The 24,369-nt window shown below is 48.8% G+C and carries 25 protein-coding genes, 3 tRNA genes and 3 pseudogenes; 7 read left to right on the forward strand and 24 right to left on the reverse strand.

What is annotated here, in order from left to right; all coding sequences use genetic code 11:
- The 3 genes from OGM59_08500 to OGM59_08510 are packed head-to-tail and all read right to left on the reverse strand — an operon-like array spanning nt 1 to nt 3,437.
- Nucleotides 1-1,398 (reverse strand): penicillin-binding transpeptidase domain-containing protein, encoded by a 1,398-nt coding sequence (locus OGM59_08500; protein ID UYI90734.1) that lies wholly within the window; start codon nt 1,396-1,398, stop codon nt 1-3.
- The gene (locus tag OGM59_08505) at nt 1,395-2,669 is read right to left on the reverse strand and encodes an FtsW/RodA/SpoVE family cell cycle protein (GenBank protein ID UYI90735.1); all 1,275 of its coding nucleotides are present in this window, start codon (nt 2,667-2,669) and stop codon (nt 1,395-1,397) included. Before OGM59_08505 ends, OGM59_08500 begins: the two co-directional genes overlap by 4 nt.
- A gap of 15 nt (nt 2,670-2,684) precedes the next feature.
- The gene (locus OGM59_08510) at nt 2,685-3,437 is read right to left on the reverse strand and encodes an FHA domain-containing protein (protein ID UYI90736.1); all 753 of its coding nucleotides are present in this window, start codon (nt 3,435-3,437) and stop codon (nt 2,685-2,687) included.
- 172 nt (nt 3,438-3,609) lie between these two features.
- Here OGM59_08510 and OGM59_08515 point away from each other — a divergent pair, with 172 nt between their 5' ends.
- Nucleotides 3,610-4,662, forward strand: a complete 1,053-nt coding sequence (locus OGM59_08515; protein UYI90737.1) for a galactose mutarotase — start codon at nt 3,610-3,612, stop codon at nt 4,660-4,662.
- Between the two features lie 240 nt (nt 4,663-4,902).
- Here OGM59_08515 and OGM59_08520 read toward each other — a convergent pair whose 3' ends face one another.
- Nucleotides 4,903-5,274, reverse strand: a complete 372-nt coding sequence (locus OGM59_08520; GenBank protein UYI90738.1) for a DUF1273 domain-containing protein — start codon at nt 5,272-5,274, stop codon at nt 4,903-4,905.
- Nucleotides 5,275-5,474: 200 nt separating this feature from the next.
- Between OGM59_08520 and OGM59_08525 the strand changes: the two genes are divergently transcribed.
- Nucleotides 5,475-5,642: an Arc family DNA-binding protein gene (locus OGM59_08525; protein ID UYI90739.1), complete on the forward strand. Its 168-nt coding sequence runs from the start codon at nt 5,475-5,477 to the stop codon at nt 5,640-5,642.
- 160 nt (nt 5,643-5,802) lie between these two features.
- Here OGM59_08525 and OGM59_08530 read toward each other — a convergent pair whose 3' ends face one another.
- The 11 genes from OGM59_08530 to lexA all read right to left on the reverse strand — a co-directional run bounded on the left by OGM59_08530 (nt 5,803) and on the right by lexA (nt 13,525).
- On the reverse strand, nt 5,803-6,582 hold the full coding sequence (locus OGM59_08530) for an SDR family NAD(P)-dependent oxidoreductase (protein ID UYI90740.1): 780 nt from the start codon (nt 6,580-6,582) through the stop codon (nt 5,803-5,805).
- A gap of 70 nt (nt 6,583-6,652) precedes the next feature.
- Complete coding sequence (gene rpmA, locus OGM59_08535) at nt 6,653-6,937, reverse strand: 50S ribosomal protein L27 (protein UYI90741.1); 285 nt, start codon at nt 6,935-6,937, stop codon at nt 6,653-6,655.
- A gap of 3 nt (nt 6,938-6,940) precedes the next feature.
- Nucleotides 6,941-7,255, reverse strand: coding sequence for a ribosomal-processing cysteine protease Prp (locus OGM59_08540; protein ID UYI90742.1), 315 nt, complete (start codon nt 7,253-7,255; stop codon nt 6,941-6,943).
- Complete coding sequence (gene rplU / locus OGM59_08545) at nt 7,255-7,563, reverse strand: 50S ribosomal protein L21 (GenBank protein UYI90743.1); 309 nt, start codon at nt 7,561-7,563, stop codon at nt 7,255-7,257. The genes OGM59_08540 and rplU overlap by 1 nt, the downstream gene beginning before the upstream one ends.
- A 109-nt stretch (nt 7,564-7,672) precedes the next feature.
- The gene (locus tag OGM59_08550) at nt 7,673-8,635 is read right to left on the reverse strand and encodes a biotin--[acetyl-CoA-carboxylase] ligase (GenBank protein ID UYI90744.1); all 963 of its coding nucleotides are present in this window, start codon (nt 8,633-8,635) and stop codon (nt 7,673-7,675) included.
- 53 nt (nt 8,636-8,688) lie between these two features.
- A complete protein-coding gene (locus tag OGM59_08555) occupies nt 8,689-9,540 on the reverse strand; it encodes a DegV family protein (protein ID UYI90745.1) in 852 nt (283 codons plus the stop codon).
- 81 nt (nt 9,541-9,621) lie between these two features.
- On the reverse strand, nt 9,622-10,902 hold the full coding sequence (locus tag OGM59_08560) for a hypothetical protein (protein UYI90746.1): 1,281 nt from the start codon (nt 10,900-10,902) through the stop codon (nt 9,622-9,624).
- A gap of 22 nt (nt 10,903-10,924) precedes the next feature.
- Nucleotides 10,925-11,560 (reverse strand): haloacid dehalogenase-like hydrolase, encoded by a 636-nt coding sequence (locus OGM59_08565; GenBank protein ID UYI90747.1) that lies wholly within the window; start codon nt 11,558-11,560, stop codon nt 10,925-10,927.
- A 2-nt stretch (nt 11,561-11,562) separates the two neighbouring features.
- Nucleotides 11,563-12,060, reverse strand: coding sequence for a dCMP deaminase family protein (locus tag OGM59_08570; protein UYI90748.1), 498 nt, complete (start codon nt 12,058-12,060; stop codon nt 11,563-11,565).
- Nucleotide 12,061: 1 nt separating this feature from the next.
- Entirely contained in the window at nt 12,062-12,889 is an 828-nt protein-coding gene (locus OGM59_08575; protein UYI90749.1) for an Mrp/NBP35 family ATP-binding protein, read from the reverse strand.
- A gap of 42 nt (nt 12,890-12,931) precedes the next feature.
- Nucleotides 12,932-13,525 (reverse strand): transcriptional repressor LexA, encoded by a 594-nt coding sequence (gene lexA / locus OGM59_08580; GenBank protein UYI90750.1) that lies wholly within the window; start codon nt 13,523-13,525, stop codon nt 12,932-12,934.
- 178 nt (nt 13,526-13,703) lie between these two features.
- On the opposite strand from lexA, the gene OGM59_08585 reads away from it, so the two are divergent.
- The 4 genes from OGM59_08585 to OGM59_08600 all read left to right on the forward strand — a co-directional run bounded on the left by OGM59_08585 (nt 13,704) and on the right by OGM59_08600 (nt 14,814).
- Nucleotides 13,704-13,780: transfer RNA gene (locus OGM59_08585), tRNA-Met, on the forward strand.
- A gap of 1 nt (nt 13,781) precedes the next feature.
- A tRNA-Glu gene (locus tag OGM59_08590) sits at nt 13,782-13,856 on the forward strand.
- 337 nt (nt 13,857-14,193) lie between these two features.
- Nucleotides 14,194-14,270 (forward strand) — tRNA-Arg (locus OGM59_08595).
- A 370-nt stretch (nt 14,271-14,640) separates the two neighbouring features.
- Complete coding sequence (locus tag OGM59_08600) at nt 14,641-14,814, forward strand: hypothetical protein (protein UYI90751.1); 174 nt, start codon at nt 14,641-14,643, stop codon at nt 14,812-14,814.
- A 79-nt stretch (nt 14,815-14,893) separates the two neighbouring features.
- On the opposite strand, the pseudogene OGM59_08605 reads toward OGM59_08600, so the two are convergent.
- The 4 genes and pseudogenes from OGM59_08605 to OGM59_08620 all read right to left on the reverse strand — a co-directional run bounded on the left by OGM59_08605 (nt 14,894) and on the right by OGM59_08620 (nt 18,741).
- Nucleotides 14,894-15,157: pseudogene (locus OGM59_08605) on the reverse strand (arsenate reductase ArsC).
- Between the two features lie 525 nt (nt 15,158-15,682).
- A complete protein-coding gene (gene ftsH, locus OGM59_08610) occupies nt 15,683-17,497 on the reverse strand; it encodes an ATP-dependent zinc metalloprotease FtsH (GenBank protein ID UYI90752.1) in 1,815 nt (604 codons plus the stop codon).
- Nucleotides 17,498-17,547: 50 nt separating this feature from the next.
- On the reverse strand, nt 17,548-18,537 hold the full coding sequence (bsh, locus tag OGM59_08615) for a choloylglycine hydrolase (GenBank protein UYI90753.1): 990 nt from the start codon (nt 18,535-18,537) through the stop codon (nt 17,548-17,550).
- A gap of 21 nt (nt 18,538-18,558) precedes the next feature.
- Nucleotides 18,559-18,741, reverse strand: a pseudogene (locus tag OGM59_08620) (hypothetical protein).
- 159 nt (nt 18,742-18,900) lie between these two features.
- Here OGM59_08620 and OGM59_08625 point away from each other — a divergent pair.
- The gene (locus tag OGM59_08625; protein ID UYI90754.1) at nt 18,901-19,239 is read left to right on the forward strand and encodes a hypothetical protein; all 339 of its coding nucleotides are present in this window, start codon (nt 18,901-18,903) and stop codon (nt 19,237-19,239) included.
- A 206-nt stretch (nt 19,240-19,445) separates the two neighbouring features.
- Here OGM59_08625 and OGM59_08630 read toward each other — a convergent pair.
- The 5 genes and pseudogenes from OGM59_08630 to OGM59_08650 form a co-directional block, all read right to left on the reverse strand.
- Nucleotides 19,446-20,017 (reverse strand): annotated as a pseudogene (locus tag OGM59_08630) (CDP-alcohol phosphatidyltransferase family protein).
- Nucleotides 20,007-21,071: an FUSC family protein gene (locus OGM59_08635; GenBank protein ID UYI90755.1), complete on the reverse strand. Its 1,065-nt coding sequence runs from the start codon at nt 21,069-21,071 to the stop codon at nt 20,007-20,009. Before OGM59_08635 ends, OGM59_08630 begins: the two are co-directional and overlap by 11 nt.
- 33 nt (nt 21,072-21,104) lie before the next feature.
- Nucleotides 21,105-22,148 carry a HAMP domain-containing histidine kinase gene (locus OGM59_08640; GenBank protein UYI90756.1) on the reverse strand — a complete coding sequence of 348 codons (1,044 nt, stop codon included), beginning with the start codon at nt 22,146-22,148 and terminating at the stop codon, nt 21,105-21,107.
- On the reverse strand, nt 22,148-22,858 hold the full coding sequence (locus tag OGM59_08645; GenBank protein UYI90757.1) for a response regulator transcription factor: 711 nt from the start codon (nt 22,856-22,858) through the stop codon (nt 22,148-22,150). The genes OGM59_08640 and OGM59_08645 overlap by 1 nt, the downstream gene beginning before the upstream one ends.
- Nucleotides 22,837-24,270 (reverse strand): phospholipase D family protein, encoded by a 1,434-nt coding sequence (locus tag OGM59_08650; protein ID UYI90758.1) that lies wholly within the window; start codon nt 24,268-24,270, stop codon nt 22,837-22,839. The genes OGM59_08645 and OGM59_08650 overlap by 22 nt, the downstream gene beginning before the upstream one ends.
- Between the last annotated feature and the right edge of the window lie 99 nt (nt 24,271-24,369).

Genomic DNA, 24,369 nt, shown 5'->3' on the forward strand with positions numbered 1-24,369 from the left:
TTACTTACTCTCCTTGTCCACCAAGGTACGCAGCACGGAGCCGGCAATGGGACCGGCCGTCTGCGAGCCGGAGCCGCCGTGCTCCACCACTACCACAAAGGCATACGGGTGGTCCACGTCGTCCATAAAGCCCACAAACCAAGCGGTGTTGTGGTCCGTGTCCTTGTCCACCTCAGCCGTACCGCTTTTGGCGCACAGGTGCAAGCCCTTGTAGTTATATTCGCCGTACTGGGCTTTTACATTATTGCGCATCAGCTTCTTCAGCTGAGCGGCAGTCTCTGTGCTCAGCAACTGGGTCTCGTTCTTGGTAATATTCAAATTCAGCGCCTTGCCCGCCTGGGAGGCCAGAGAATTCACCTCGTTAAAGGACACCGCCTTGCCGTCGTTGGCAATGGCCGCCATATAGCGCAGCATGGCAATGGGAGGCAGCAGCGTGTCGCCCTGACCGATGCCCGTCCAACCCACATAATCGTCCGGGTCGCTCTTTTCAAGGAAAAAGCGCCCCTGCTCGGAATTCAGCTTGTTGCTGACGGTAACTCGGCTGGTCAGCCCCAAGGTCTCTACGGTGCTTGCCAGCTTCTCCGGCCCCAGCTCAATGGCGATCTGGGCAAAGGTAGCGTTGCAGCTCTTGGCCAGCGCTTGCTTAAAGGTCAGGCGGCCGTGCACGCCGTTGCAGCGGATGGGCTCGCCCTTGCCCGGGTCATACTCCCCGGTGCACTCCCAGGTGCGGTCCATCAAGTCCGGAATATTTTCAATGGCACAGGCGGCGGTCACCAGCTTAAAAGTGGAACCGGGGGTATAAAGCCCGGTCATCAGCCGGTTGATATACACGCCCTCATAGGCAGAATTGGTGTTCAGGTCCGACGGCTCGTCCTCCATGTCATAAGAGGGGGTGGACACAGCGCACACAATGTCACCGGTTTTGTAATTGACCACACCCACGGTGCCTGCCTTGTAGTCGCTGAGCAGACTGTACGCCTTGGCGCACACCCGGCTGTCTATGGTCAGCTGCATGTTGTTGCCCTTGCCGTAGCGCTCAATGGAATACACGCCGAACAGCAGGTTGTAGCCGGTTAAATCGGCCTTATACACGGACTGAATACCGGAGGAGATAAAGCCCTTGGTGTCGCCCACCGTGTGCAGGGTGGCCTTGCGCACCGTAGGGTCTTCAGCATACACCCGCTTGCCGTCCTTGGTCTCTGCCAACACTGCGCCGTCCGCAGACTTGATGGTGCCGGCGCCGATCAAATCGCCGTTTTTGTAAATATGGGTATTGTAGGTTTTCATCACCCAGGTGTCGCCGTTCTCCACCAGGCTGTAAGTCATAAAGCCCAGCCCAAAGAGAAAGGCAACTGCCAGGATCCACAGGAAAATGCCCCGCTTGGTAATCATCTTCATTTCTTGCGCACACCTCCCAGATAGTTGTATGTCCGCACATCGGAGGCTTTAATGAAAGCCAGCACTGCCCAGCAGGAGATCATGGAAGAACCGCCCTGGCTCACAAAGGGCAGGGTCACACCGGTAAGCGGCAGCACATCGGTAATGCCAAAGATATTCAGCGCCGTTTGGAACAGCAGCAGGCCCGCTGCCGCCACGGCGGCGATGGAGTAGAAAGTGGAGCGGGCGGCAATGCTGTTGACCAGTGCAGACACGGCGATAGCCACAAAGGACAGCACCAGCAGCAGCCCAAAAAGAAAGCCCCATTCCTCGCAGATCACGCCAAAGATCAGGTCTGTGGTGCGTGCCCACACACCGCGGGTGGTGCCGGCGCCGATGCCCAGCCCCAGCAGTCCGCCGGAGGCCAGACCCACCAGTACCCGGGTCTGCTGATACCCGCTGTCGTTATAATGCTCCCACACATGGCGGTACACGGAGAAACGGGCGGTCACATAGGATTTGTACTTAATCACAATAAACCCGCCCATAGCCGCAGAGGCCAAGGCCAGAAAAATGGTCTTAATATCGCCGGAGTTCATAAAGGCGATAATGAGAAAGGTTACAAAAAAGATCAGCGCCGTACCAAAGTCCTTAATGACGATCAGCGCCCCCACGCACACCAGCGAAAAGGCAATAAAGGCATACAGGTTCTTAGAGGTCTGGATTTTTTCCAGCGTGGCAGCGCCTACAAAGATAAAGGCAACCTTTACAAATTCCGAGGGCTGGAAAGTCACACCGAATATGGTAATCCAGTTGCGGGCGCCGTGGGTCACCTTGGCAATGGCAATGTTGACGATCAGCAGCAAAATAGCCGCCACCGCCACCGGCAGGCGCAGGCGCATACACAGGTCCACATCACCCATCAGGAACACCAGCACAATAAAGCCGATGACCCCGGCGATCAGCATCAGCAGCTGCTTAAAGGCGTCGTCCGGCTTAATGCTGCCGATGACGGTAATGCCCACCCCGGATAGGAAAAAGGCAATGAATTCCAACTCAAAATTCCGCCGGTGCATGGCAAAGTAAAACACACTCACATACAGCCACTCCAGCACGATCAGCGCCAGCGTGCACAGCAGCACCTTGACTTCAAAGGTGCCGGTGCCGCCGGCGGCCGCCGTGCCGCTAAGCAGCTGAAACACGCTAAGCACCATTAAAAGGGCAAAGTTGTTAATGGGTTTAATACGGGGCAGCTTCTTTTGCTTGGTGGCTGCCGTTTTCTTCTTTGGCATAGGGCTGCTCCTTTCTTATTTTTCGTAAAACAGAAACACCTTGTCCCCAAAGGTGAGCATATCTTCGTCAAAAATCAGCTGGGGCTGCGTAATAAACCGACCGTTGAGCTTGGTGCCGTTGTGGCTGTCCAGGTCATACACCGCCCATCCTTTGGAGGTGCGGCGCAGCCGTGCGTGGTGGGCACTGACCGTGGGGCTGAGCAGCTGAATATCCGCGTCCTCGCCTCGACCGATAAGCACATCCTGCTTTTTGATATAGACCGGGCGGTGGGTCTCTGCGTCCACCAATACGCCATAGGCCACCGTTTGACCCCGGTTCTGCCGGGCGGCGGTGCGCATTTGACTGCGGTCGTCGGTTGAGATGGCTTCCTTGCACAGGAATTGCAGTGGAATGGTGCCGATCATCAGAATATCCCCGTCCGCCAGCGGTGCCCGCTGGTCCACCGGCACGCCGTTCACCTGCACGCCGTTCTTGGAGAAGGTGTCCGTTACCATCCAGCCGTCCTTTTTCTTGGCGATCACCGCGTGAAAGCGGCTGACGCTGGGCAAAGGCAGCACCACATCGTTGGCCTTACTCTTGCCGATAGAGGTCTCCCAGTGGGTAATATCCATCACGGAGCCGTTATTTTGGTCCACCAGCTGGGCCATCTTGTGCACCCGGGGGCGGTTGCGAAACAGAGAGATCACGCACACCGCCAGGATCAGCAGTGCCAGCACCGGCAGCACATACCGCAGCACGCCGGTCAAGAATTGTAAAATCGTATCCATAGGTTCAACATCCTTTTTATCTGCATTTCAAAAGGCAAATTATACTTCTTATTATTAACAGAATACTGATAAAGGGAGAAAAAGTCAAGAAGTATTGCAATTCCCGCCCCTTTCGTTTATACTGAAAATGGAAAAATTGGGCGGCATTTTCGCCCGGCAAGGAGCATTTGTTATGATTGAAAAGACTGTTTTTGGCCATCTGCCCTCCGGGGAGCAAGTGGACCTGTATACCATCACCAACAGCCGGGGCGCCAGCGTATCGCTGCAAACCCTGGGCGCCGGGATCGTGCGCCTGTATATGCCGGACAGGAACGGTAATTTGGGCGATGTGGTGCTGGGCTTTGACGACCCGGCTCTCTATACAGACCCGGACCTGGGCTACCAGGGACTGGTGGTGGGTCGCTGGGCCAACCGTATTCGCGGCGCCGCCTTTGACTTTCAGGGCCAAACCTACCACACCCCCATGAATCAGGGGCAGTGGACCCTACACGGCGGCGGGCGTATGAGCTTTCACCTGTGGCAGGTGAAGGACACCGCTGAGAACAGCATCACCTTTTCCCGCTTTTCGCCGGATATGGAGGACGGCTTCCCCGGCAACTTCACCTTGCAGGTGACTTATACGCTGACGGAAGAGAACACCCTGCGGCTGGCCTACCGGGTAGACAGTGACCGAGACACGGTAGCCAACCCCACCAACCATGTGTACTTTAATCTGTCCTGCAACCCGGCAAAGACCATTGAGGAGCATGTGCTCACTGTCCACGCCCATCGGTTTACAGAGACGGACGACGACCAACTGCCCACCGGCGAGCTGGGCGACCTGACCGGTACGATGATGGACTTTTCTGCCCCCCACCCCATCGGGGAGCGGATCGATGCGCCTTTCCGTGCCGTGATTCCCGGTATCGGCTATGATAACAATTTCTGCCTGACCAAGGCGAACCCCAGAGCCTTTGCAGAAGCGGCGGTGCTGTGGGAGCCGGAGAGCGGACGGCGGCTGTCCGTGTGGACGGACCTGCCCGGTGTGCAGGTCTATTGCGGCGGCTGGCTAAAGAAAGACGGCAACCCGGGCAAGGGCGACTCCAAGGTTACCTACCGCCGGGGCGTAGCGCTGGAAACCCAGTTCTACCCGGACAGCCTTCATTGCCCCAACTTCCCGGTAGAATTCGTCAAAGCCGGCGTGCCCTTCACCACCACCACCGAATTCCGCTTTGATACAAAGTAAACACTTATGGATAACAAAAAGGCCACCCGCTGTGGGTGGTCTTTTTTATGGCTTGTGACCGTATGGGTCGGGGTTAATCCCTCCGTCAACGCCTATCGGCGTTGCCACCTTCCTTTACAAGGGAGGCAAATCGGTTTCAAAATCTCCGGTTCCCTTGCAAAGAGTGACTTCCGCGGTGCGGTGTGGACACCGCACCCTACATAAATTTTTGTAGGGCTCGATGCGGGCATCAAGCCGCTTTCATTGATCGCTGGCAATAACAGGGCATACCACTTTCCCCTGTGTCCGGGCGTATTGAACTGCCGCATACGCACCACCGGTTTGGCGTATCACATATCCGATGACCATATCGCTTCTATCCACCATCCATCGGTTGCGTGCAGGTATCGCCCTCTTGTAATACAAGCCCACCAGCTCCTCCGGCACAAGCACATCATCATACAGTGCGTCATACTGCGCCTTGTGGGTATTCATTTCGTTTGTTAAATACGGCTTCACGCAAATCAACCGTAATCCCAAAGCGGGGTAACGCCTTTTGGCAGCACGCACAGCAGAAATGAACACACGGTCAAATTCGCCCATGGCACCGGTGTAAAAAACCGTACACCCCATTTCAATCGCCTGTATTACGCAAGCCTGCACTGCCGATTCAATATTGCCAAACACGGTTCTATGCCCAAATCCACTACACACCTTTTCCATTTTGACCCCACAACAAACATATTATGAACGCACTTTGCATTCATTTAGGACATTGTAGCACATATAGAATATAAAATAAAGCCATAATAAACACAGTTTGGAGTGATATTATGGCCGGCAAGATCAAGAGTCTGTCCATTCGCATTGATGAGGAAATGCTCAACAAATTGCATGTGGTTGCGGATTACGAAGGGCGCTCTGCCAACAGTGAAATTCTCATTCTGATCCGCGACGCCATCGCCGCATACGAAAAACAAAACGGCAAAATCGAATTGTAATTTCTACTCACAAAATGAAAGGCCACCCACTATGGGTGGCCTTTTTTATGGCTTGTAGCCGTATGGGCGGGGGGTTAATCCCTCCGTTTCGCTTCGCTCAACACCTTCCTTTACAAGGAAGGAAAATCGGTTTCAATCTCCGCGGTGCAGTAACGGCGCCTTACTTCTCCGGAATATAGATCTTGGCCACCAGAGCGGTGACAGCGGAAAGGGGCAGCAGCTTATTCAACCCGCAAAGGAGCTTATACTTGATGCCCACGGTGGTCACCGGGGGTAGACGCTTCTTATGGGCGGCACGAACCACAGCGGCGGCAATGGCAGCCGGGGGCATACCGTTTTGCTCGTCGCGCTCCATCACCGCCACGCTGCGCGCAATGCGCCCGGCGTACAAATCGTCACCGGAGCCACTCTTTTGACGGGCGGCGGTAAAGCCGGTCTTTACATCCCCCAGCCGCAGGGCGCCAACGGTAATACCAAAGGGCGCCAGCTCGCTGCGCAGGGCGCAGGTCAAGCTTTCCACCGCCGCCTTGGTGGCAGAGTAAAAGCTCTGGAATGGAATGGAAAACACCGCTGCGGCGGAGGAAATATTGAGAATACGCCCCCGACTCTCTCGCAAGGCCGGCAAAGCCGCCTGAATCACCGTGACCCATGCAAAAAAATTCAAATCAAACTGGCGGCGCATCTCTGCCTCCCCGGTGCATTCCACCGCGCCGGAAATACCGAACCCGGCGTTATTCACCAGCAGGTCTACCCGGTCAACGGCCGCAAAGGCCGCCTGCACCTGGGCGCTGTCCGTTATATCGCATGGAATGCTGCGCACCCCCTCCAACGGGCAGGCATGGCGGCTTAGGCACACCACCTGCCAGCCGTCTGCCAAAAGCGCCCGCGCCGTCTCCAATCCAATGCCGCCGGATGCGCCGGTAACTACCGCTGTCTTCATACCCATTCCTCCAAAAAAACAAAATAAAAAAGGGTAAGAGCCTACTGCCCTTACCCTCTCTTGGTTTGCATTACTGCTCTACGGGATAAACAGAAACTTTCTTTCTGTCCTTGCCCAGCTTTTCAAACTTCACGGTGCCGTCCACCAGTGCATACAGGGTATCGTCAGAGCCGATGCCTACATTGGTGCCGGGGTGAATATGGGTGCCGCGCTGGCGATACAGAATGTTGCCGGCCAGCACGAACTGACCGTCTGCGCGCTTGGCGCCCAGGCGCTTGGACTCGCTGTCACGGCCGTTCTTGGTAGAACCCATACCTTTTTTATGTGCAAAAAGCTGAATATCTAACTTGAGCATGACTTACACCTCCGAAATCAAAACTTGAATACTTTGCGGGTACTGCTCTGAAAGGGCGCTCAAATGGAGCTTTAGCCCTTGCAGGAGCACCTGCGCCGGGGCGGTATCCCCACTGAGCCGCAACTGAAGGAACCCATCCTTCATCTCCGCTGCGGCCGGCAGGTGCAGCACCTCGGTTATGGTGTTGGCAGTGAGCAGGCAGGCGCTGGATACAGCGGCGCAAACAATGTCCTCTCCATAAGGGGCTGTGTCTGCGTGGCCGTGGGCGGAAAAGCCCGTAAGCGCTCCCTGCGCTGCGAAAAAATCAATGGAAATCATTATGCCTTGATGGAAGTGATCTCAACCTTGGTATAAGGCTGACGGTGACCCATCTTCCGCTTCTCGTCCTTCTTGGGCTTGTAGGTAAAGACGGTGATCTTCTTTGCCTTGCCGTTCTTCAGGACCTTAGCGCTAACAGCAGCCTTGGCACAATCCTTGCCTACCTTCAGCCCGTCGTCGGTGCCTACTGCAAGTACGGTGTCAAAGGTGATCTCGGCGTCTGCCTCGGCGTTCAGCTTCTCGATATAAAGCACATCGCCCTCAGACACCTTGTACTGTTTACCGCCGGTAACAATAACTGCGTACATCTGTCATTCTCCTTTACTTAAACTCGCTACGGCAGGCGCGCGCCAAAAGAGCGCAACTTACCAGCCCGCAATATGCGGCTTAATTATTATAACAGAATTCAGCCGATTGTCAAGATTTTTTTGTGCACCGAGGGCGCACGGTAATCTCACCGCTGCGCAGGGTAATCACGCTACCGTCTTCCAGGCGCACCACCAGCCCACCAATCTCATCAATACCGATAGCCGTAGCCGGGGTGGTCACGCCGTCCCGGATAAAAGTAACGGCCTTGCCCAGCAGCATACTGTGACTGCGGTAATAATCAATATAACTTTCGTAACCGTCGTCCAAGATCTCCCACAAATGGTCCGCAATCGCGGCGATCATGTCCGCCCGGCTCACATCAGCGTCCAAAGACGCGGCGTTCTCCACTTCCGGCGGAAACTGCTCCGTCTGCATATTGGCGCCGATGCCGATGATCATGGCCTCGGCTAAGCCGCTCTCCATCCCCACAACGGCCTCTGTCAAAATACCGCAGATCTTCTTGTCGTCTATGTACACATCGTTGACCCACTTGATCTGCGGGTGCTTGTCCGTCAATTCCTCAATGGCTCGGCACACCGCCACACCGGCAGCGGTAGTCACAGACACCGCGTCCTGAAGCCGTCGACCGTGATGGACCACCACGGTCATATAGATCCCGGTGCCCCGGGGAGAATAAAACTGCTTGCCCTGGCGGCCGCGGCCGGCGGTCTGCTCATCTGCCACCACCAAAAAATTGCCTCGATACCCGGCGTTCAGCAGCCGCTTGGCCTCCGTGTTGGTGGAGTCCACCGTAGCATAATAAATGGGCTCCAGCGGGCAATGCAGCCGGGGGGTAAGCACCTCTGCCGTAACCAGATTGTTGTCGCCCAGGAACTTATAACCCAGTCGCTGGGTGGCTTCAATTTTGTACCCTTCCTCCCGCAATTGCTGCACACACTTGCCGACGGTTTGGCGGCTGACCCCCAGCCGATTGGCCAGCTCCTGACCGCTGATGTAATTGGGGCTGCCCAGCAACATATGCAGCACCGCGCTCTTGCTTTTTACGCGCATACGATCACCTCGTGTCTCCTCACATTTCTTTTTATTTAATAAAAGCCACGCTCTTATTTTTGCAGATAAAACACCGCCAGCGTGCCCGGCCCACAGTGACTGGAAATGGTGCACCCGGCATCCGCCAGGATCAATTCCTTGCACCCGGTCTTGCCGCTGATCACGCCTCGCAAAAACGCCAGCGTATCCGGCGCAACACCGCCGCTGTCTGCCAGCACAATTCGGCCGGTGTCCATGCGCTTCAAATCCAGCAGTCGGTCCGTTACATACTGGCGGTAAACACTATCAATCTTGCCCCGATATTTTTTAGACACTTCCAAACTGCCCTCCGGGGTGACGGCGATGCTGGGCTTGATCCCCAGCACATTGGCGCCGAAGCGGGCCACGCCGGAGCAGCGCCCACCTTTATACAAATACTCCAAGTCGCTGAGCACAAAGGTGGAAGACACCTTGGGCACCAACCGGCTCACCTTGGCGGCGATCCGCCGGGCGTCCATACCGCTGTCCCGCAGATCGCAGGCGCGCAGTACCAGCAGCCCCATGCCCATGCACAAATTTTTAGAGTCGATACAATATACATTGTCCAGATCCGCCGCAGCGGTGCAGGCGTTCTGATAGCTGGAGGAAATGGCGGAGGACAGTCCAATGTGCACCACGCTGCACCCGGCGTCCGTCCACTGCTTAAATTTGTCATAATACACACCGGGGGGCACCGCCGCCGTCTTGGGCAGGCGATGGTTCTCCGCCACATCGGCGTAAATATCCGCCGGGCGAATTTCCACCCCGTCTGCATACGCCGTATCGCCCAGCAAAATAGACAGGGCAAAGCAGTACACATGGCGCTGCCGTTGCAGATCCACCGGCAGATCGCAGGTGGAGTCCGCCGAGATCATGACTTGGTTCATAATAACGCCTCCGAAAATAGTATAACACAAAAGCAGTGTCTGTCAACCAATGCGCGCAATGTTTACAGCAAGCGGAAAATTCTATGCACCAAAGCGCAGGGTCACCTTTTGCAGGTCGCTGCGCTTGTAGCTTTTGTCCAGCGTAAAGGTAAGCACACTGCGGCCATCCGCCTCTGTGATCTTTGCACTTTTATCAATACGGTAGGTCACTTTGTTCCGGGTGATCTGCACCGCATAGTCCCGGGCATTCGCCGTATTTTGCATAAAGCTGTAGCCCTCCGCTGCCGTCAGCACAATCTGCTTGTTGGTAAAGCGCACGGCGCTCACCGCCTTGATCTGACTGTCCATCCCGCTGAAGGATCGCACCCCGTCCGCGCCGCTGTCCGGCACGGTAAGGGTACCCTCCACCCGGCTCAGCTGCGGCTCGGTAATGCCTGCGGTGCCGGAAGCATTGGTGAGGGTATAGGTCCAGTCCCGCTCCGCCACATCCCGGGGGTCCGTAATGCGGTAGTTCTTGGCAGCCCGATAGTAAACGCTGCCTTTCTTTAAGGAGAAGCCGCCCCCCAAATAATCCAGGCCACAGTGGACGTAGCCCGCAATCTTGATCTGGCGGGAGGGCTTGTAGTCGATACGCACGGCGATTTTGACTTTAATCTGCCCGTCCTCCACCGTGTAGGTGCCGATACCGTAGTCCCAGCCGTAAATGGTTTGCGGGGTGCCGTCCGTATTCGTTTCCGCCCGGGAAAATGCGGTGTACTTGGAGGTGGAAATACCGGTTTTTTCGTCAAAACTCAGACTGCCGGAGGCATTGCCCATGGCCACCTGCACCCGCATAGGGTCATTCTTCAACTGGGTGACGCTGCACTTCACCGCCTGGGTAAAGGGCCGCTTCCAGCTTTCTCGGTCGGCAACCACAAGATCGTATTCAAAGCTGCCGTTCTTTTGCTTGTGGGGGGTGAGCACATACAGGTCATAGGTGTACAGCTCCTGCCCGGTGGACCGATCAATACCACTGACCAATCGCACCACCAGCTCTTTCTTTTTGTCGCCGTTCAGATCCGTATAGTAGAGCTTGGGTCGTTCCTTGGTCAGGTAATGGCTCCAGCCGGAAAAGGTCTTGCTTTTGCCCTGATGGACCAAGATGGCCTTGTCCCCCTGGGCATACAGCTGAAAGTCGCCTTCTTTATTCTCTGCCAAAAGGGTGCGTTTATTAGAAACGGTGGTGCTCTCGGCGGTAACCACCGTCAGTCCTTCCTCCGGCGCCTTGCCGTGGCGGTAGGTCTGAAAATAATAGCCCACCCCCACCAGCAGCCCGATCACCACCAGTGCAGACAGCAAAATAATAGGTAAATTCTTTCTCATTCCGGAAAATCCTTAAACAATGTCAGTCTTTATATTGGGTTCGGTAGTTAAAGGCATGGGGTGCATGGCCGGTCACATGGTAACAGGTGCCGGTTGCCAGACCAAAAATGGGTTTGTCGTGACCCAAAGAATCGGAGTACACATCCACCACCTGCACACCGGGGAACGCCCGGTGAAAGCGGCGCACCTTTTCTTCACCCCGGCAGTTCTGCCCTAAAATACGCCCGGTCTTTAGGTTGTGCCGGGTACACAGCAGATACGGCAGCCCCAGTCGGCGCTGCAATTCCTCCAGCAAAAAATCCGGTGACGCGCTGATGATCACCGCCGGGCGTTTCTTTTGGGTAAACCAGGGATACACCTGGTGCAAATGCTTCTCCCAAAAGCCCTTTGCCGCCCGCTGCACCGGCACCATGGGCAAAAAGCCGAAGCACAGGTTCTTAAACTTTTGCAAAGACAAAACCCGCAAGGCAAACAGCAGACACGCAATGAACCAAACCGGCAAATACACCAGCACCCAAGGATAATGCAGGGCGCAGTAGCCGATAAACAGGGAGCCGCTGTCAAAGGGCACCAGGGTTTTGTCAAAATCGTAAATATCCACCTGCGCCGGCAGCGCCGTTTGAGGCGCCGTCTCGCCGATGGCAACCGGGTTTGGCATAATTAAACTTCCTTTTCGTCAAACGAGATGGTAATGGTCTTGTTGCTGGCAAAGCGGGTCAGCTTGACCCCGGCAGAGGCCAGCATACGCTTGCTGGCTAACGTGGCGTCCGAGTCAGCGTACTTGTCGCTGATATAGATCACTTCGTTAATGCCGCTTTGGATAATGGCCTTGGCGCACTCATTGCAGGGAAACAGCGCCACATAAATGCGGCAGTCCTTCAGACTGTTGCCCCCGGCGTTCAAAATAGCGTTCAGCTCCGCATGGCACACAAAGGGATACTTGGTTTTGTTGGGGGCATCGGCCGTGCGGTCCCAAGGGTACTCGTCATCGCTGCAACCTCGGGGCAAGCCGTTGTAGCCCACGCTGACAATGTGATTGTCGCCGTTGACAATGCAGGCGCCCACCTGGGTATTGGGGTCCTTACTGCGCAAACAGCTGAGCAGGGAAATGCCCATAAAATACTCGTCCCAACTAATATAATCCTGACGCTTAGCCATCTTAATCACCATAGCCTTTCAGTACATCAATAAAATCTTGCAGCTCCGGGCGCTGCACATCCTCTACCCGACCGGCGTCCACCAGCGCATTCACCGCCGGGTCCAAAGGCAATTTCGCCAGCACCGGCACGCCCAGCGCCGCCGCCGTCTCCTCTACCTTAGACGTACCAAACAGCGGGTGGGACTTGCCGCAGTCCGGGCATACATAAGCGCTCATATTCTCCACCAAACCCAGCACCGGCACTTTCATCATCTTGGCCATATTGAAAGCCTTTTCCACGATCATCTGCACCAGATCCTGGGGGGTGGTAACGATCACGATCCCGTCCACCGGCAGGCCCTGAAACACGGTCAGCGCCACATCGCCGGTGCCCGGGGGCATATCCACAAACAGATAGTCCAGTTCTCCCCAGCGCACATCGGACCAAAACTGGTTAATGACCCCGCTAATCACCGGGCCACGCCACACCACCGGGGCGCTCTCGCTCTCCAGCAGCAGGTTAATGCTCATCAATTTAATGCCGCCGTCTGTAACGGCAGGCAGCAGACACTCGCCGTCCTGCATAGCCCGGCTGTGCACCCCAAAGGACTTAGGCACGCTGGGACCGGTAATGTCCGCGTCCAGCACACCCACTTTCAGTCCCGCCTTGGCGCACCCGGCCGCCAGCAGACAGGTGACCAGGCTCTTGCCTACGCCGCCCTTGCCGCTGACCACACCGATGACTTTCTTGATATGACTGTATTTGTTGGCAGGCTGCTTAAAGTCCGCCTTGCGGCTGCCGCAGTCTGCCTGGCAGCCCTTGCAGTTATGATTACAGTTTTCGCTCATCTCAAACACCTCTGCATACCGGCGCTGCCGCCGGTTAAACTCTTAATAGTATTGCCGGATCACGAACTTAACCCGTCCCAGCACCACCAATTCGTCCACAATGATGGGGGCGTAGGCATCATTCTCCGGTTGCAGGCGGAAGTGACCGTGCTCCTTATAAAACCGCTTCACCGTGGCCTCCTCGTCGATCATCGCCACCACGATCTGGCCGTTCTCCGCCACCGGGGTGCGCTCCACCACCACAATGTCGCCGTCCTCAATATGGGCGCCGATCATACTGTCGCCTCGCACATGGAGGGCAAACAGCTCCTCCCCCGGCCGAGCGCCGAACACAGGAATATACTCCTCAATATGCTGGGTAGCAAGAATGGGCACACCGGCAGTTACCGTGCCCAGCAGCGGCACCTGGGCCACCTGGGCCGCGCGGCCGGGCAATCGAATGGTGCGCTTGCAGTTGGGGTCCCGCTCAATGCAGCCCATACGCTCCAGTTTGTTCAAATTGTATTGCACGGAGGAGGTGGAGCTAAGCCCCACGGCGTCACCGATCTCCCGCACGGAGGGCGCCACGCCCCGCTCGTCCAAGGTGCGCTGAATATAGCGCAGAATCTTTTGCTGCATCCCGCTGACAGCGTCCATGTTCGGGACCTCCCTTCCGTCCGCTTTTTCCTGTTTTTTATTAAAGACAGTATAGCATTTGCCCCCTGCCTTGTCAAACAAATGTGCTAATCCGTCGGCATTCTGATCTCTTTTGCAAAAAAAGTGTTGACAAACGGGGCGCAATCGGCTATAATTCTGTTTGCAAGTTTTTCAGTATGGCTTTATAGCTCAGTTGGCTAGAGCACACGGTTCATACCCGTGGTGTCACTGGTTCGAATCCAGTTAAAGCCACCATGGCCCGGTGGTCAAGAGGTTAAGACACCGCCCTTTCACGGCGGTAACACGAGTTCGATTCTCGTCCGGGTCACCATAGGAACTTGAAGGAAAGCAGTCACCTATAGGGTGGCTTTTTCTTTATCCGTTTGCTTTTAGCCCGCAGCGCAAAGAGCTGCTACATGAAATTAGGGAATGAAAACCGCGCAATCCCCCCTGCGGCTACGCCGCATCCGCCTAACTGGCGCCCGTCCCCTCTGTCGCTGCGCGACATCTCCCCGCACTGCGGGGAGTCACCCTTTGCAAGGGGGGCTAAGATGTTGTACCCGATTTGGCTCCCTTGTAAAGGGAGCTGTCACGAAGTGACTGAGGGATTATGTGGGCCGATGTAGGTATCGACCCCTACATCATTTTCAAACAAAATACCTACACCCGTCCCGTTAGCTCAGTTGGATAGAGCGACCGCCTCCTAAGCGGTAGGCCGGAGGTTCAAATCCTCTACGGGACGCCAAAAACTCTGCCGGAAAGCCCAGTGAAATCAAGGGTTTCCGGCGTTTTTTCATTTTTACGAAGAAACAGCAAAAACGAAAAAATCAAAAATTTTCATTAGCAAATTCTCCGTCTGCTAATGGAATTTAGGACTAATGTCGTCCACCTTTCAGGTGGACGGCTTGCTAATAAAAATTAGCAAAAAAATCGCTGTTTTGCTAATGAAATTGCCCTCTCTGCTAATGGCGGAAAAAATCGAGCCAAAAATCCTGCTAATAGACAAGGCGGTCGTTACTCTGTTAATTCGTTCATTTTTCAATAATGGAGAATTATTCGCAAACTGCACCTATACCATTTCCTGTTATATAATTGCAGTGCAGGAGGTGGTTGCTTTGAAAGAACAGAAATATCATTTATATCTTTCCGATGATGAATACAGACAGACTATTCATTCCCTTGTTCGCTTGAAGAACAACCTAATTGCACAAGGCAGATACACCGACGTCGTCGATGATGTTCTCTGCAAAGTGCTTTCTGCCAAGAAGAGAAAGCTCAAAATCAAATAATCTTGCCACGAAATAAGACCGCCTACACGATGTAAGCGGTCTTATGTTTTAGTTCGATAAACTGGAATTTATATTGCAATCATTTTTTCTTTAATTCTAGAATATTCTTCTCGATCTGCTGTATAACCCCCCTGAAATCATCATCCGTTTTTCCTGTCGGATCTTCAAGTTTCCAGTTGTCATCAAACGCTCTGCCGATAAACGGACAACCTACATCACAACCCATGGAGATGGAGATGTCTGGCTCCGGGATGCTTGATATCAGCTTAGAATACTGCTTTTTCTCCATGTCGATGCCGTAAAGCTCCTTCATGAAACGGACGGCATCCTGATTGATCTGGGGCGCAGCAAGTATGATGGAATCCTTCAGGAAATCAATGCCCGTATGATTCTGTATAATTTCTGTGAATTAGTGACTTCTCACACTGTGGTAAAAACATCTAAAAATACCAAACACGTCTATAAAATTAATTTCGCCACCGCAGTAAACATATGCAGGGCATATCTCAAACACGGCGGTGACGAAACAGAGACCATGCTTCTCATACAAAAGTATCTGACTCCTGTCAGGTACAATCGAAAATATCCTATTCACCTCCGTCCAAAGAGAAATAGGAATTTCATGTATCGGGTTGCATAAATCTCGTTACCATTATACTGCATTATGAGGCAGATATGCAATCTGTCTTTTTGTCATACACAAAAAATGATTTGAACTCATCATACACCTGCTTTCTACGCATTAGTGCACCTAAAAAATACAGCATTTCTTAACTGAACAGTATTTTCAATGCATGAACGCATATGATATACTGTTTTCATCATAAAAAGCCTTATCTAAATGACATTGATTATCTAATTAACTACATTATTTTCTGTCTAAAATATCCATAAATTCGTCACCTGTAATTGTTTCCTTCTCATACAGGTACATAGCCAGTTCGTCCAGTTTTTTCCTGTTTTCAGCAAGGATTTTTCTTGCTTTTTCATGCTCTGCTTTTACGAGTTGCACGACTTTTTCATCAATTTCCTTCTGTGTATCTGCGGAACAGGAAAGAGACGTATCGCCGCCAAGATACTGGTTGGTCACGTTTTCCATTGCCACCATGTCGAATTCATCTGTCATGCCGTAGCGGGTGATCATCGCTCTTGCAATTTTTGTTGCCTGTTCGATATCATTGGAGGCTCCGGTCGTGATCTCACCAAATACGATCTCCTCTGCCGCACGTCCGCCTGTAAATGTAGCAATCTTATTCTCAAGTTCTTTTTTCGTCATCAGATATTTATCACCCTGCTCAACCTGCATAGTGTAGCCGAGTGCACCTGAGGTACGCGGGATGATCGTGATCTTCTGGACCGGTGCTGAATGACTCTGCAATGCAGCTACAAGAGCGTGTCCGATCTCATGATATGCAACAACCTTCTTCTCCTGATCTGAAAGAACCGCATTCTTCTTCTGATATCCTGCAATAACCACTTCTATACTTTCTTCGAGATCAGATTCATTTATAACGGTCCTTCCACTACGGACAGCACGTAATGCTGCTTCATTTATAATATTGGCAAGCTCCGCACCGGATGCACCCGATGCCATACGTGCAATCGTATGCAGGTCAACATCATCAGATGCTTTTATCTTCTTTGCATGAACCTTTAAAATTGCTTCACGGCCTGCAAGATCCGGCAGTTCAACCGGCACACGTCTATCAAAACGTCCCGGACGTGTAAGTGCCGGATCTAACGACTCCGGACGGTTCGTTGCAGCAAGAATGATGACACCATTATTTTCTTCAAATCCGTCCATCTCTGTAAGAAGCTGGTTTAAGGTCTGCTCCCTCTCATCATTTCCGCCCATTTGTCCGTCACGCTTTTTACCAATGGCATCAATTTCATCAATAAACACGATACATGGTGCCTTTTCCTTTGCCTGTCCGAAAAGATCTCGAACCTTGGAAGCTCCCATACCGACAAACATCTCAACGAATTCTGATCCGGACATTGAGAAAAATGGTACATTTGATTCACCCGCCACTGCTTTCGCAAGCATTGTTTTGCCGGTTCCCGGAGGTCCTACAAGAAGGACACCTTTTGGCATAGACGCACCTACATCGGTATACTTCTTCGGATTGTGAAGATAATCAACGATCTCTGAAAGGTTTTCTTTCGCCTCATCTTCTCCTGCAACGTCTGAAAAACGGATTCCCTCACTGGATTGCACATAAATCTTCGCATTGCTTTTTCCCATTCCAAAAGCCATCGAATTTTTTCCTCCGGCATGCTCCATCAGTTTCTTCGCCATATAATTTCCCAGTGCGATAAAAAGGATCAATGGCAAAACCCCGGTCAGCAGGAAGCTGATGATCGGTGACATCTGTTTATCGATATCTTTTGCGAATACTGCTCCACATTCATATAGCCTGTCCGTCAGGTTCGGATCGTTCATCAGACCTGTTTTATAAATATTTTTTTGATCTTTATCTGTAAAGATGATCTGATTGTCATTAACTTCTACTTCACCAATATTCTTCTTCTCGATCATGCTCATAAAAGTGCCATAATCCGTTTCTTTCACCTTATGCTCCATAAGGATTGGTGTGACAACCAGATTAAATACGATCAGCACTATTAACACAATCCCATAATAATATGCCAGTGGTTTTTTCGGTGTTTTAACTTCTTTCATGGTCTTTCCTTCTGTTGTTCTGCGTTATGCTTTCTCCGTGCATTTTCGTATTATTTATTCTGCCATCTGACTTCGCCCTTGGACAGAAGCGGATAACAGATCAGCTGATCTGAATCTAGATTTTCCGCATGCATGTCAACCGCTGTGATCTGATGATTATCATAAGTCGTATAATAATAAATACCTTTTGCTGTATTACAACAGGACGTGTATATCGTGATCTCATATTTGCCTTCTGTCACCTCACAGCATCCACGCTGCTGATCTACGGATCCTAAGATATGGAAGAACTGGCTTACACTCTCATCCTCTTCTTCACCGGAGATCGAATTTAATTTTGTAAAGGCAACTTTCACAAATCTTGACTGGCTGGAAAGATCTCCAGGTATTCCCATTCCACCCATTCCTCTGCTATATGCATCAAGCTGTAATACTCCTGCAAAAGTACTCTCCGGTTGTTTTCTGGATACTCCGGCATAATTATTAAGTGCAAACATCTGACCAGGAAATGGTGGATTATTGGTAAGCACTCCTACCGAATTATCATATACATGTAGCCCATCCTTCATAGACTCAACAACGATACAGGAGTCTTTGTCTGCAATGATCCAGTGAAGCTGTGCTGTCGGCAGCTGTTCACTGAAGGCTGTGCCTGTCAGTCTCATTGCTGCCAGCTTCTCTCTCGCCTCTGCTACAGTAGCACACTGTGTAAGGATCCATGGGATGAACTCGAACTGTGCCACCTGGCTGACTTCTGTTTCATCTTCCGGCAAAGCCTCTTCATATGTCGCATTGCCGACAAAATTAAGACCTGCCATTCCAAGGCCTTTTTCATTAACAGCATCATAATAAAGCGGATAACCTCCTGCAACAAATGCCATTCCGATCAAAGCATAATGGCTTTTTATCTTCCCAGCAAACCGGAAATCAAATTCGTAATTTCTTGGCGTTATCGTGATCTGTTCCCCATAGGAAAATTCATAATCAAGCGTTCTGCCCATATAAAAATCTTTTGTTTTGTAAGTTGCTGCTGTACACATATCGAACACCTCTTCTTTCTGCTATAATAGTCCTGCAAACAATCTCATAAACAACTGTCTGAGCCGTAAATATGCACTCCGTCCTGTGCGGTACTTTTCGGTCGCTTACCTGCATTCATTCATGGTTGCTCCCAGATCATCTCTTATATCCAAAACGGTCTGACTATCCGCCATAAAACAACCATTTTCAAAGTGGTGATAAAGCAATGCCATTCAGTTAAGCATCATTTTAGTGGTTTTCTGTCATAGAAAGCCACTGTTTTTTACCAAAAAACTTTAAAAATATTACAAAAAACAGTTGACAAGTAAGCCAATATATGTTGCGCAAGCCTTGATTATAAACATATTTCAAGGAGGCTCATTATGGCTGATTTTTTCTTATCTAATTTAAAATCCACACTCGACAACTGCATCACAGAACTCGATGAAATTCACTCCATGTTCTGCCGTAATCCGGAAAGTGATTTTACCAGGAACCGCAAACTTTCTTTCCGCGAGTATATTCAGTTTATGCTCCAGATGCAGAGTAAATCCGTTTCAAATGGAGTAAACATATGCAGGGCATATCTCAAACACGATGGTAACGAAACAGAGTCCATGCTTCTCATACAAAAGTATCTGACACCTGTCAAGTACAATCGAAAATATCCTAACCACCTCCGTCCAAAGAGAAATAGGAATTTCATGTATCGGGTTGCATAAATCTCGTTACCATTATACTGCATTATGAGGCAGATATGTAATCTGTCTTTTTGTCATAAAAAACCTTATCTAAATGACATTGAATGATTTACTTTCTATCTAAAGTTTTATTAAACCGACTAAAGACTCCATAGTTTGTGTGTTTGACTTACCGTTTATATCTATCTTCTCCTAAATATTTTCTAGTCATTGCAATATAAAATTGCTTATACAGTCTCTCCCTTAAGAGTCCTGGTATTCTGGATAATATACAGAGCGACCGATATGACCATCATTATAGCGCACAAACCAATCAACAGATCTGATACCATCGGTGTAATGTGGAACCATATAATATGCACCGCTGCAGTTCCATATAATAAAAAGGTTACTATCTTTCCATGCCAGTCTGCACCATGTACTTTTCCTGTCTTTCGTATCACAAGACATCCACTGACTACCATATACAGCTCCTTACCTGCCATTATTACGATTAAAAGAAGCATATGAGGAAAACGAGTAAACAGACAGATTAACATCGCTGTCTGTGTCGGCTTATCAGCCACTGGATCAAGTATTTTTCCTAAATTACTAATCCTATGGAATCTTCTTGCGATATATCCATCAGCAAGATCCGTAAGACCAGACAGCAATAAGATTTCACCAGCTAACAGAAGATTTTTCTTTACACAATAACTCCATATAATTACCGGAATCAGACAAAGCCGAAAAAAGAAAGAAGATTAGGAACCGTAATAATTCTATTCAAATTTTCTTCCTGATTCACTTCACTCTGCATGTACGGTCACCTCACTTTCCTTTTTTTTAGGCATAAACCAATAAAATATAACACAAAATGCTAAAGCAAACACAACACCAAAAACATTTTGAATCACTCTAAGACTAACCGCTCCTTGTAGTCCATATGTCTCTGCAGCAATGGCTAAAGCACCAAATGTGTTAAATACTGCCTGCCAGCCATATTGTGCTGAAAATCCTACACCGATTCCACCAAGAATTCCTATATATGCATAGATTGACGAAGGAAGCAGAAAATATAATACTGTAAAACATATAATACCTGCAATATTTCCGACAATCCTTTTGCGGACTCTGTAGTGCATATCTTCCATAGACGGCAAAATCACGGACATGGCCGCAATACCAGCCCACATTGCACGTGGCATATTACAAAGTTCTGCAATACAAAGGACAATCGGTACGCATAAAATCTGACATATCTGCCATTTTGTTCTGGAAGAAGTGATATCAAATTCTTGTATCAGATCTTTCAGATTTCTTTTATAAGTTCTGTTTTTATGATTTCGATAAAATACGAAGCAGGTAAGTGCTGCACCTAAAGCCATTCCGACTAATCGCATCTGATAGCTTTTTCCCGTAACATCATAACCATATAGCAGCAGATACCCAAGAACCAATGTAGATTGATTAAACATGGATGGATTATGGCATCCGAACAGAATCAACACAGCCAGTGCCGCAATATTTAACAGCATTCCCAATACCGGTGAAAACTGATTTGCTAAATGCGGACATACAGTCATAATTACAAAGAACAAAGCCAAAAGCATCGTAGATTGTCCGGTGTGGATCCCCAGATCCGCATTCCTAAACACCATGAGACATAATAAGACTACTACACCTACAATGCTGTTCTCATTTCCAAATAGGATGCTGAAAATACTAACAAAGAAAAAACAAAATGCCATTGTAGCAGCTATCTTCACCAGATATACCCACATGTGATATAATTTTTCTTTTAGTGTTTCACTCTTTTTCAACAGGTTTTTAGAACCTGCCTGATTTAACTGCAACTCCTGATAAAATGTCATATAAATTCTCCCATCTTCTAATTTATCTTAAAACTAGATAATCTCATCTTTCTGCTTTGGCAGCTCTATAACAAATCTGCATCCACCATATTCACGGTTTTCTGCTTTGATTGTTCCTCCGGCACTATCTACAATCCGTTTTACAAGTGCAAGACCTAGGCCATTTCCTTCTGCTTTATGAGATCCATCTACCTGATAGAACTTGTCAAATATTCTGGATTTTACATCATCCTCTATTCCTGGTCCTTCATCTTCCAGAATGAACTTAACAGAATCCTGTTCTTGTTTCAGAAACATCGTAATTGTCCCCTTTGAAGGGCTGAACTTAATCGCATTATCCAAAAGATTTATCCAGATATGCATAAAAAGTCCTTCATTCCCAGTATATTTAACTTCCTCCAATTCTACCTGAAAACCAATTTCTTTTTCTGTCCATTTTGTTTCCAATGAAAGAACTGCCTGACGGATCTGTTCATCCAGACGATATTCTGTTTTTTTCATTGGTATATTCTGATTCTCTAACTTGGATAACAGCAAAATATTACCAACCAATCCGGAAAGTCTTTGGGTGTTAAATAAGATTTTTTCTACATATTCCTCTTGATCCGGAGACAGTTCTTCTCCCTGAAGCAGCATTGTATATCCTTCAATGGCATTAATCGGGGTCTTAAACTCATGAGAAACATCAGATACAAAATCCATCTGCAGCACCTCTGTTGCACGAAGTTCTTTTGTCATAACGTTAAAACTTTGATAAGATTCTCCAATTTCTGCTATACGGCTGTTCGTTTCCAAATGCTGTTCAAAATCTCCCTGAGAAACTTCCTTCATTGCTTTACTAAGTCTGGTAATTGGTTCCAGTAACTTTGCGTTAATAAAGGAAGTGATCAGCCCTGCAATCAATGTATTGAAAATCAAAAGCCAGCCAAGCACAGGTATGCTGCCCGGCAGATTAAAAAAATGATTCAAAAAAGCAAATAATAAAGCAGATATGACTGTTGAAAATAAAAGTGCCAGCCAGATTGCACCAGTCAGACAGGATCGGATCCGCAATCCTTTTTCTTTCTTTTGTTCCATTATTTTTTCACCACCTTGTATCCAATTCCACGCATTGTTACGATTTCAAAATCAGGGTTATCTTTAAAACGCTCTCTGATTCTTCCTATATGTACCTCTATCGTATGTGGGTCTGCCTCCGTCTCGTATCCCCATACTTCATCCATCAACTGTTGTTTTGTAAATGTTCTGCCTGGCGAAGCTGCAAGCTTATATAAAAGCAGGAATTCTTTTTTAGGCAAAACAAGACTTTCCTTATCAGTTGTAACCGTCATTGCATCATAATCAAACTCTGTTGAACCGATCACAATTTTGTGTTCATTCAGTATCTGTGCACGTCGAAGCAGTGCTCCGACTCTTAAAACCATTTCATTCACATTTACCGGTTTTACCATATAATCGTCACTTCCCGAAAGAAATCCCTGGCGCATATCATCAAAGGAACCTTTCGCAGTGATCATAAGCACTGGTATCTGATATCCTGCTGAGCGAAGTTCTGACACCAGTTCATAGCCATCCATAACCGGCATCATAATATCAGAAATGATCAGATCAATATATTCCTTATCCAATACTTCTAATGCCTGTGCTCCATCCGATGCACTTTTGACTTGATATCCATTCTTCTCAAGCACTTTTTGGAATAGCTGGCTTAATTCTTTATCATCTTCTACAATCAATATTTGAAACACGTTTTCCTTCCTCCTTATTAAAACAGATACCTTGCCCATCCAAGCAGATGCTGTACCAAAAATAATATTCTCTGACGTTTCTTTGTTAATTCGATTGGCTCTACATGATATGGATCACGATAGGTTCCATCTTCCAATACCTGGCGGGACACTCTTTCATATTCCATCATGTCCTCTTCCAACTGTTTATTAATATCTTTACTGCGAATTACAAGCATCAGTTCCGTATCCAGATATGCACTTCTCATGTCCATATTAAAGGAACCGATTACAGACAGATCATCGTCAATCAGAATACTTTTTCCGTGGTATGAATAACCGCCTTCATATTCCCAGATATTAATTCCTGTACTTAAGATTCTATTTCTGTTTTTCGCATAATCGGCAGCCCCAAATGGATTCCCATTATTCGCAACTGAATTTGTCATGATAGAAAAATCTGAAACGTTCTCTGAAATCTCCTCGCATGTATTACACATCATATCATCACAGATAATATATGGCGTGTGGATCTTCACACGATTTTTTGCATTTTTCATCAATTCTCCCAACTGATACCACACTACCGGTTCTTTGGAACCTGTGTAAATAGGATTTGACACTAATGCAATCTTTTCTGTCTCAAAAGTTTCGTCCGTGTAATCGGTATCGCAGATTCTTTCCTTATTCTCTTCAAAATATTTCTGATAGCCGTTCTGCAGCTCTAAAACTGCGTTCTTTACAGATTTTCTATTTGCCAGTTTTTTATTGTCATGAAAATAACCACTGTCTTCTTGTTCCCATATCGTTTCAAAATACTCTAACAACTGGTTAACTGAATTTTCTTTCTCAGGTTCATCGCAAACCACTAACACGTCTCTGTCATAGTTCTTATGTCCCGGAAAATCACCCAGGAAATAATTGTGTGTATTTCTTCCCCCAAGAATATATCTCTTTCCATCTGCAATCAAATATTTATCATGCATTCTACCCATCATCTTCCATGGTTTCAACGGATTGGCCTTATTATATAGTTTAATTTCAACATTCTCATGGGAAGATAATCCATAGAAATACGGATTTCCTTCCATATCAATCCAGCTATCCATTCCATCTACTAACAGACGAATATGTACACCTCTGTCTGCCGCATCATGCAGTGCTCCTAAGATCAATTTTCCACTTTCATCTGATTGAAATGCAAAAGTAGAAAGAATAATGTCTTCTTTTGCATTTCGGATCAAACGCACTCTTTGTAAAAGTGCTTCTGGATTTTTTTCTATGATCACTGCTCGTTCCATATTCTCGCTGCGTTCGTTCCACGAATCATTTTGTGTTTCTTTTTTGATGGTATTAGACACTTCCGGCTGTTTTTTATATGCAATACAGATTCCAAATGATTCATAAAAAACCACACATAAAAAAATTGACAGTATAACAAGAAGGATTTTACATATTTTATACTTTTTCATTGTACATCACATGATTCCTTTTTATTTTATACTTATACAATACAAAGTCAATCTCAATTTAACCTCAACAAAATTTATTTTTCATAAAAAAATATGACC

Source organism: Oscillospiraceae bacterium (genome assembly GCA_025757685.1).
GTDB lineage: Bacteria > Bacillota > Clostridia > Oscillospirales > Acutalibacteraceae > CAG-217.

What these genes read in the sequence shown, in the direction of transcription:
- OGM59_08525 (UYI90739.1), top strand. Translation starts at nt 5,475, where the DNA reads ATGGCCGGCAAGATCAAGAGTCTGTCCATTCGCATTGATGAGGAAATG.
- OGM59_08635 (UYI90755.1), bottom strand. Translation starts at nt 21,071, where the DNA reads ATGACATTTTATCAGGAGTTGCAGTTAAATCAGGCAGGTTCTAAAAAC.
- OGM59_08625 (UYI90754.1), top strand. Translation starts at nt 18,901, where the DNA reads ATGGCTGATTTTTTCTTATCTAATTTAAAATCCACACTCGACAACTGC.
- bsh (UYI90753.1), bottom strand. Translation starts at nt 18,537, where the DNA reads ATGTGTACAGCAGCAACTTACAAAACAAAAGATTTTTATATGGGCAGA.
- OGM59_08530 (UYI90740.1), bottom strand. Translation starts at nt 6,582, where the DNA reads ATGAAGACAGCGGTAGTTACCGGCGCATCCGGCGGCATTGGATTGGAG.
- OGM59_08555 (UYI90745.1), bottom strand. Translation starts at nt 9,540, where the DNA reads ATGAACCAAGTCATGATCTCGGCGGACTCCACCTGCGATCTGCCGGTG.
- OGM59_08560 (UYI90746.1), bottom strand. Translation starts at nt 10,902, where the DNA reads ATGAGAAAGAATTTACCTATTATTTTGCTGTCTGCACTGGTGGTGATC.
- OGM59_08520 (UYI90738.1), bottom strand. Translation starts at nt 5,274, where the DNA reads ATGGGGTGTACGGTTTTTTACACCGGTGCCATGGGCGAATTTGACCGT.
- OGM59_08500 (UYI90734.1), bottom strand. Translation starts at nt 1,398, where the DNA reads ATGAAGATGATTACCAAGCGGGGCATTTTCCTGTGGATCCTGGCAGTT.
- lexA (UYI90750.1), bottom strand. Translation starts at nt 13,525, where the DNA reads ATGGACGCTGTCAGCGGGATGCAGCAAAAGATTCTGCGCTATATTCAG.
- OGM59_08505 (UYI90735.1), bottom strand. Translation starts at nt 2,669, where the DNA reads ATGCCAAAGAAGAAAACGGCAGCCACCAAGCAAAAGAAGCTGCCCCGT.
- OGM59_08640 (UYI90756.1), bottom strand. Translation starts at nt 22,148, where the DNA reads ATGGAACAAAAGAAAGAAAAAGGATTGCGGATCCGATCCTGTCTGACT.
- ftsH (UYI90752.1), bottom strand. Translation starts at nt 17,497, where the DNA reads ATGAAAGAAGTTAAAACACCGAAAAAACCACTGGCATATTATTATGGG.
- OGM59_08645 (UYI90757.1), bottom strand. Translation starts at nt 22,858, where the DNA reads ATGGGCAAGGTATCTGTTTTAATAAGGAGGAAGGAAAACGTGTTTCAA.
- OGM59_08550 (UYI90744.1), bottom strand. Translation starts at nt 8,635, where the DNA reads ATGCGCGTAAAAAGCAAGAGCGCGGTGCTGCATATGTTGCTGGGCAGC.
- OGM59_08570 (UYI90748.1), bottom strand. Translation starts at nt 12,060, where the DNA reads ATGGCTAAGCGTCAGGATTATATTAGTTGGGACGAGTATTTTATGGGC.
- OGM59_08575 (UYI90749.1), bottom strand. Translation starts at nt 12,889, where the DNA reads ATGAGCGAAAACTGTAATCATAACTGCAAGGGCTGCCAGGCAGACTGC.
- OGM59_08540 (UYI90742.1), bottom strand. Translation starts at nt 7,255, where the DNA reads ATGATTTCCATTGATTTTTTCGCAGCGCAGGGAGCGCTTACGGGCTTT.
- OGM59_08650 (UYI90758.1), bottom strand. Translation starts at nt 24,270, where the DNA reads ATGAAAAAGTATAAAATATGTAAAATCCTTCTTGTTATACTGTCAATT.
- rpmA (UYI90741.1), bottom strand. Translation starts at nt 6,937, where the DNA reads ATGCTCAAGTTAGATATTCAGCTTTTTGCACATAAAAAAGGTATGGGT.
- OGM59_08510 (UYI90736.1), bottom strand. Translation starts at nt 3,437, where the DNA reads ATGGATACGATTTTACAATTCTTGACCGGCGTGCTGCGGTATGTGCTG.
- OGM59_08565 (UYI90747.1), bottom strand. Translation starts at nt 11,560, where the DNA reads ATGCCAAACCCGGTTGCCATCGGCGAGACGGCGCCTCAAACGGCGCTG.
- OGM59_08515 (UYI90737.1), top strand. Translation starts at nt 3,610, where the DNA reads ATGATTGAAAAGACTGTTTTTGGCCATCTGCCCTCCGGGGAGCAAGTG.
- rplU (UYI90743.1), bottom strand. Translation starts at nt 7,563, where the DNA reads ATGTACGCAGTTATTGTTACCGGCGGTAAACAGTACAAGGTGTCTGAG.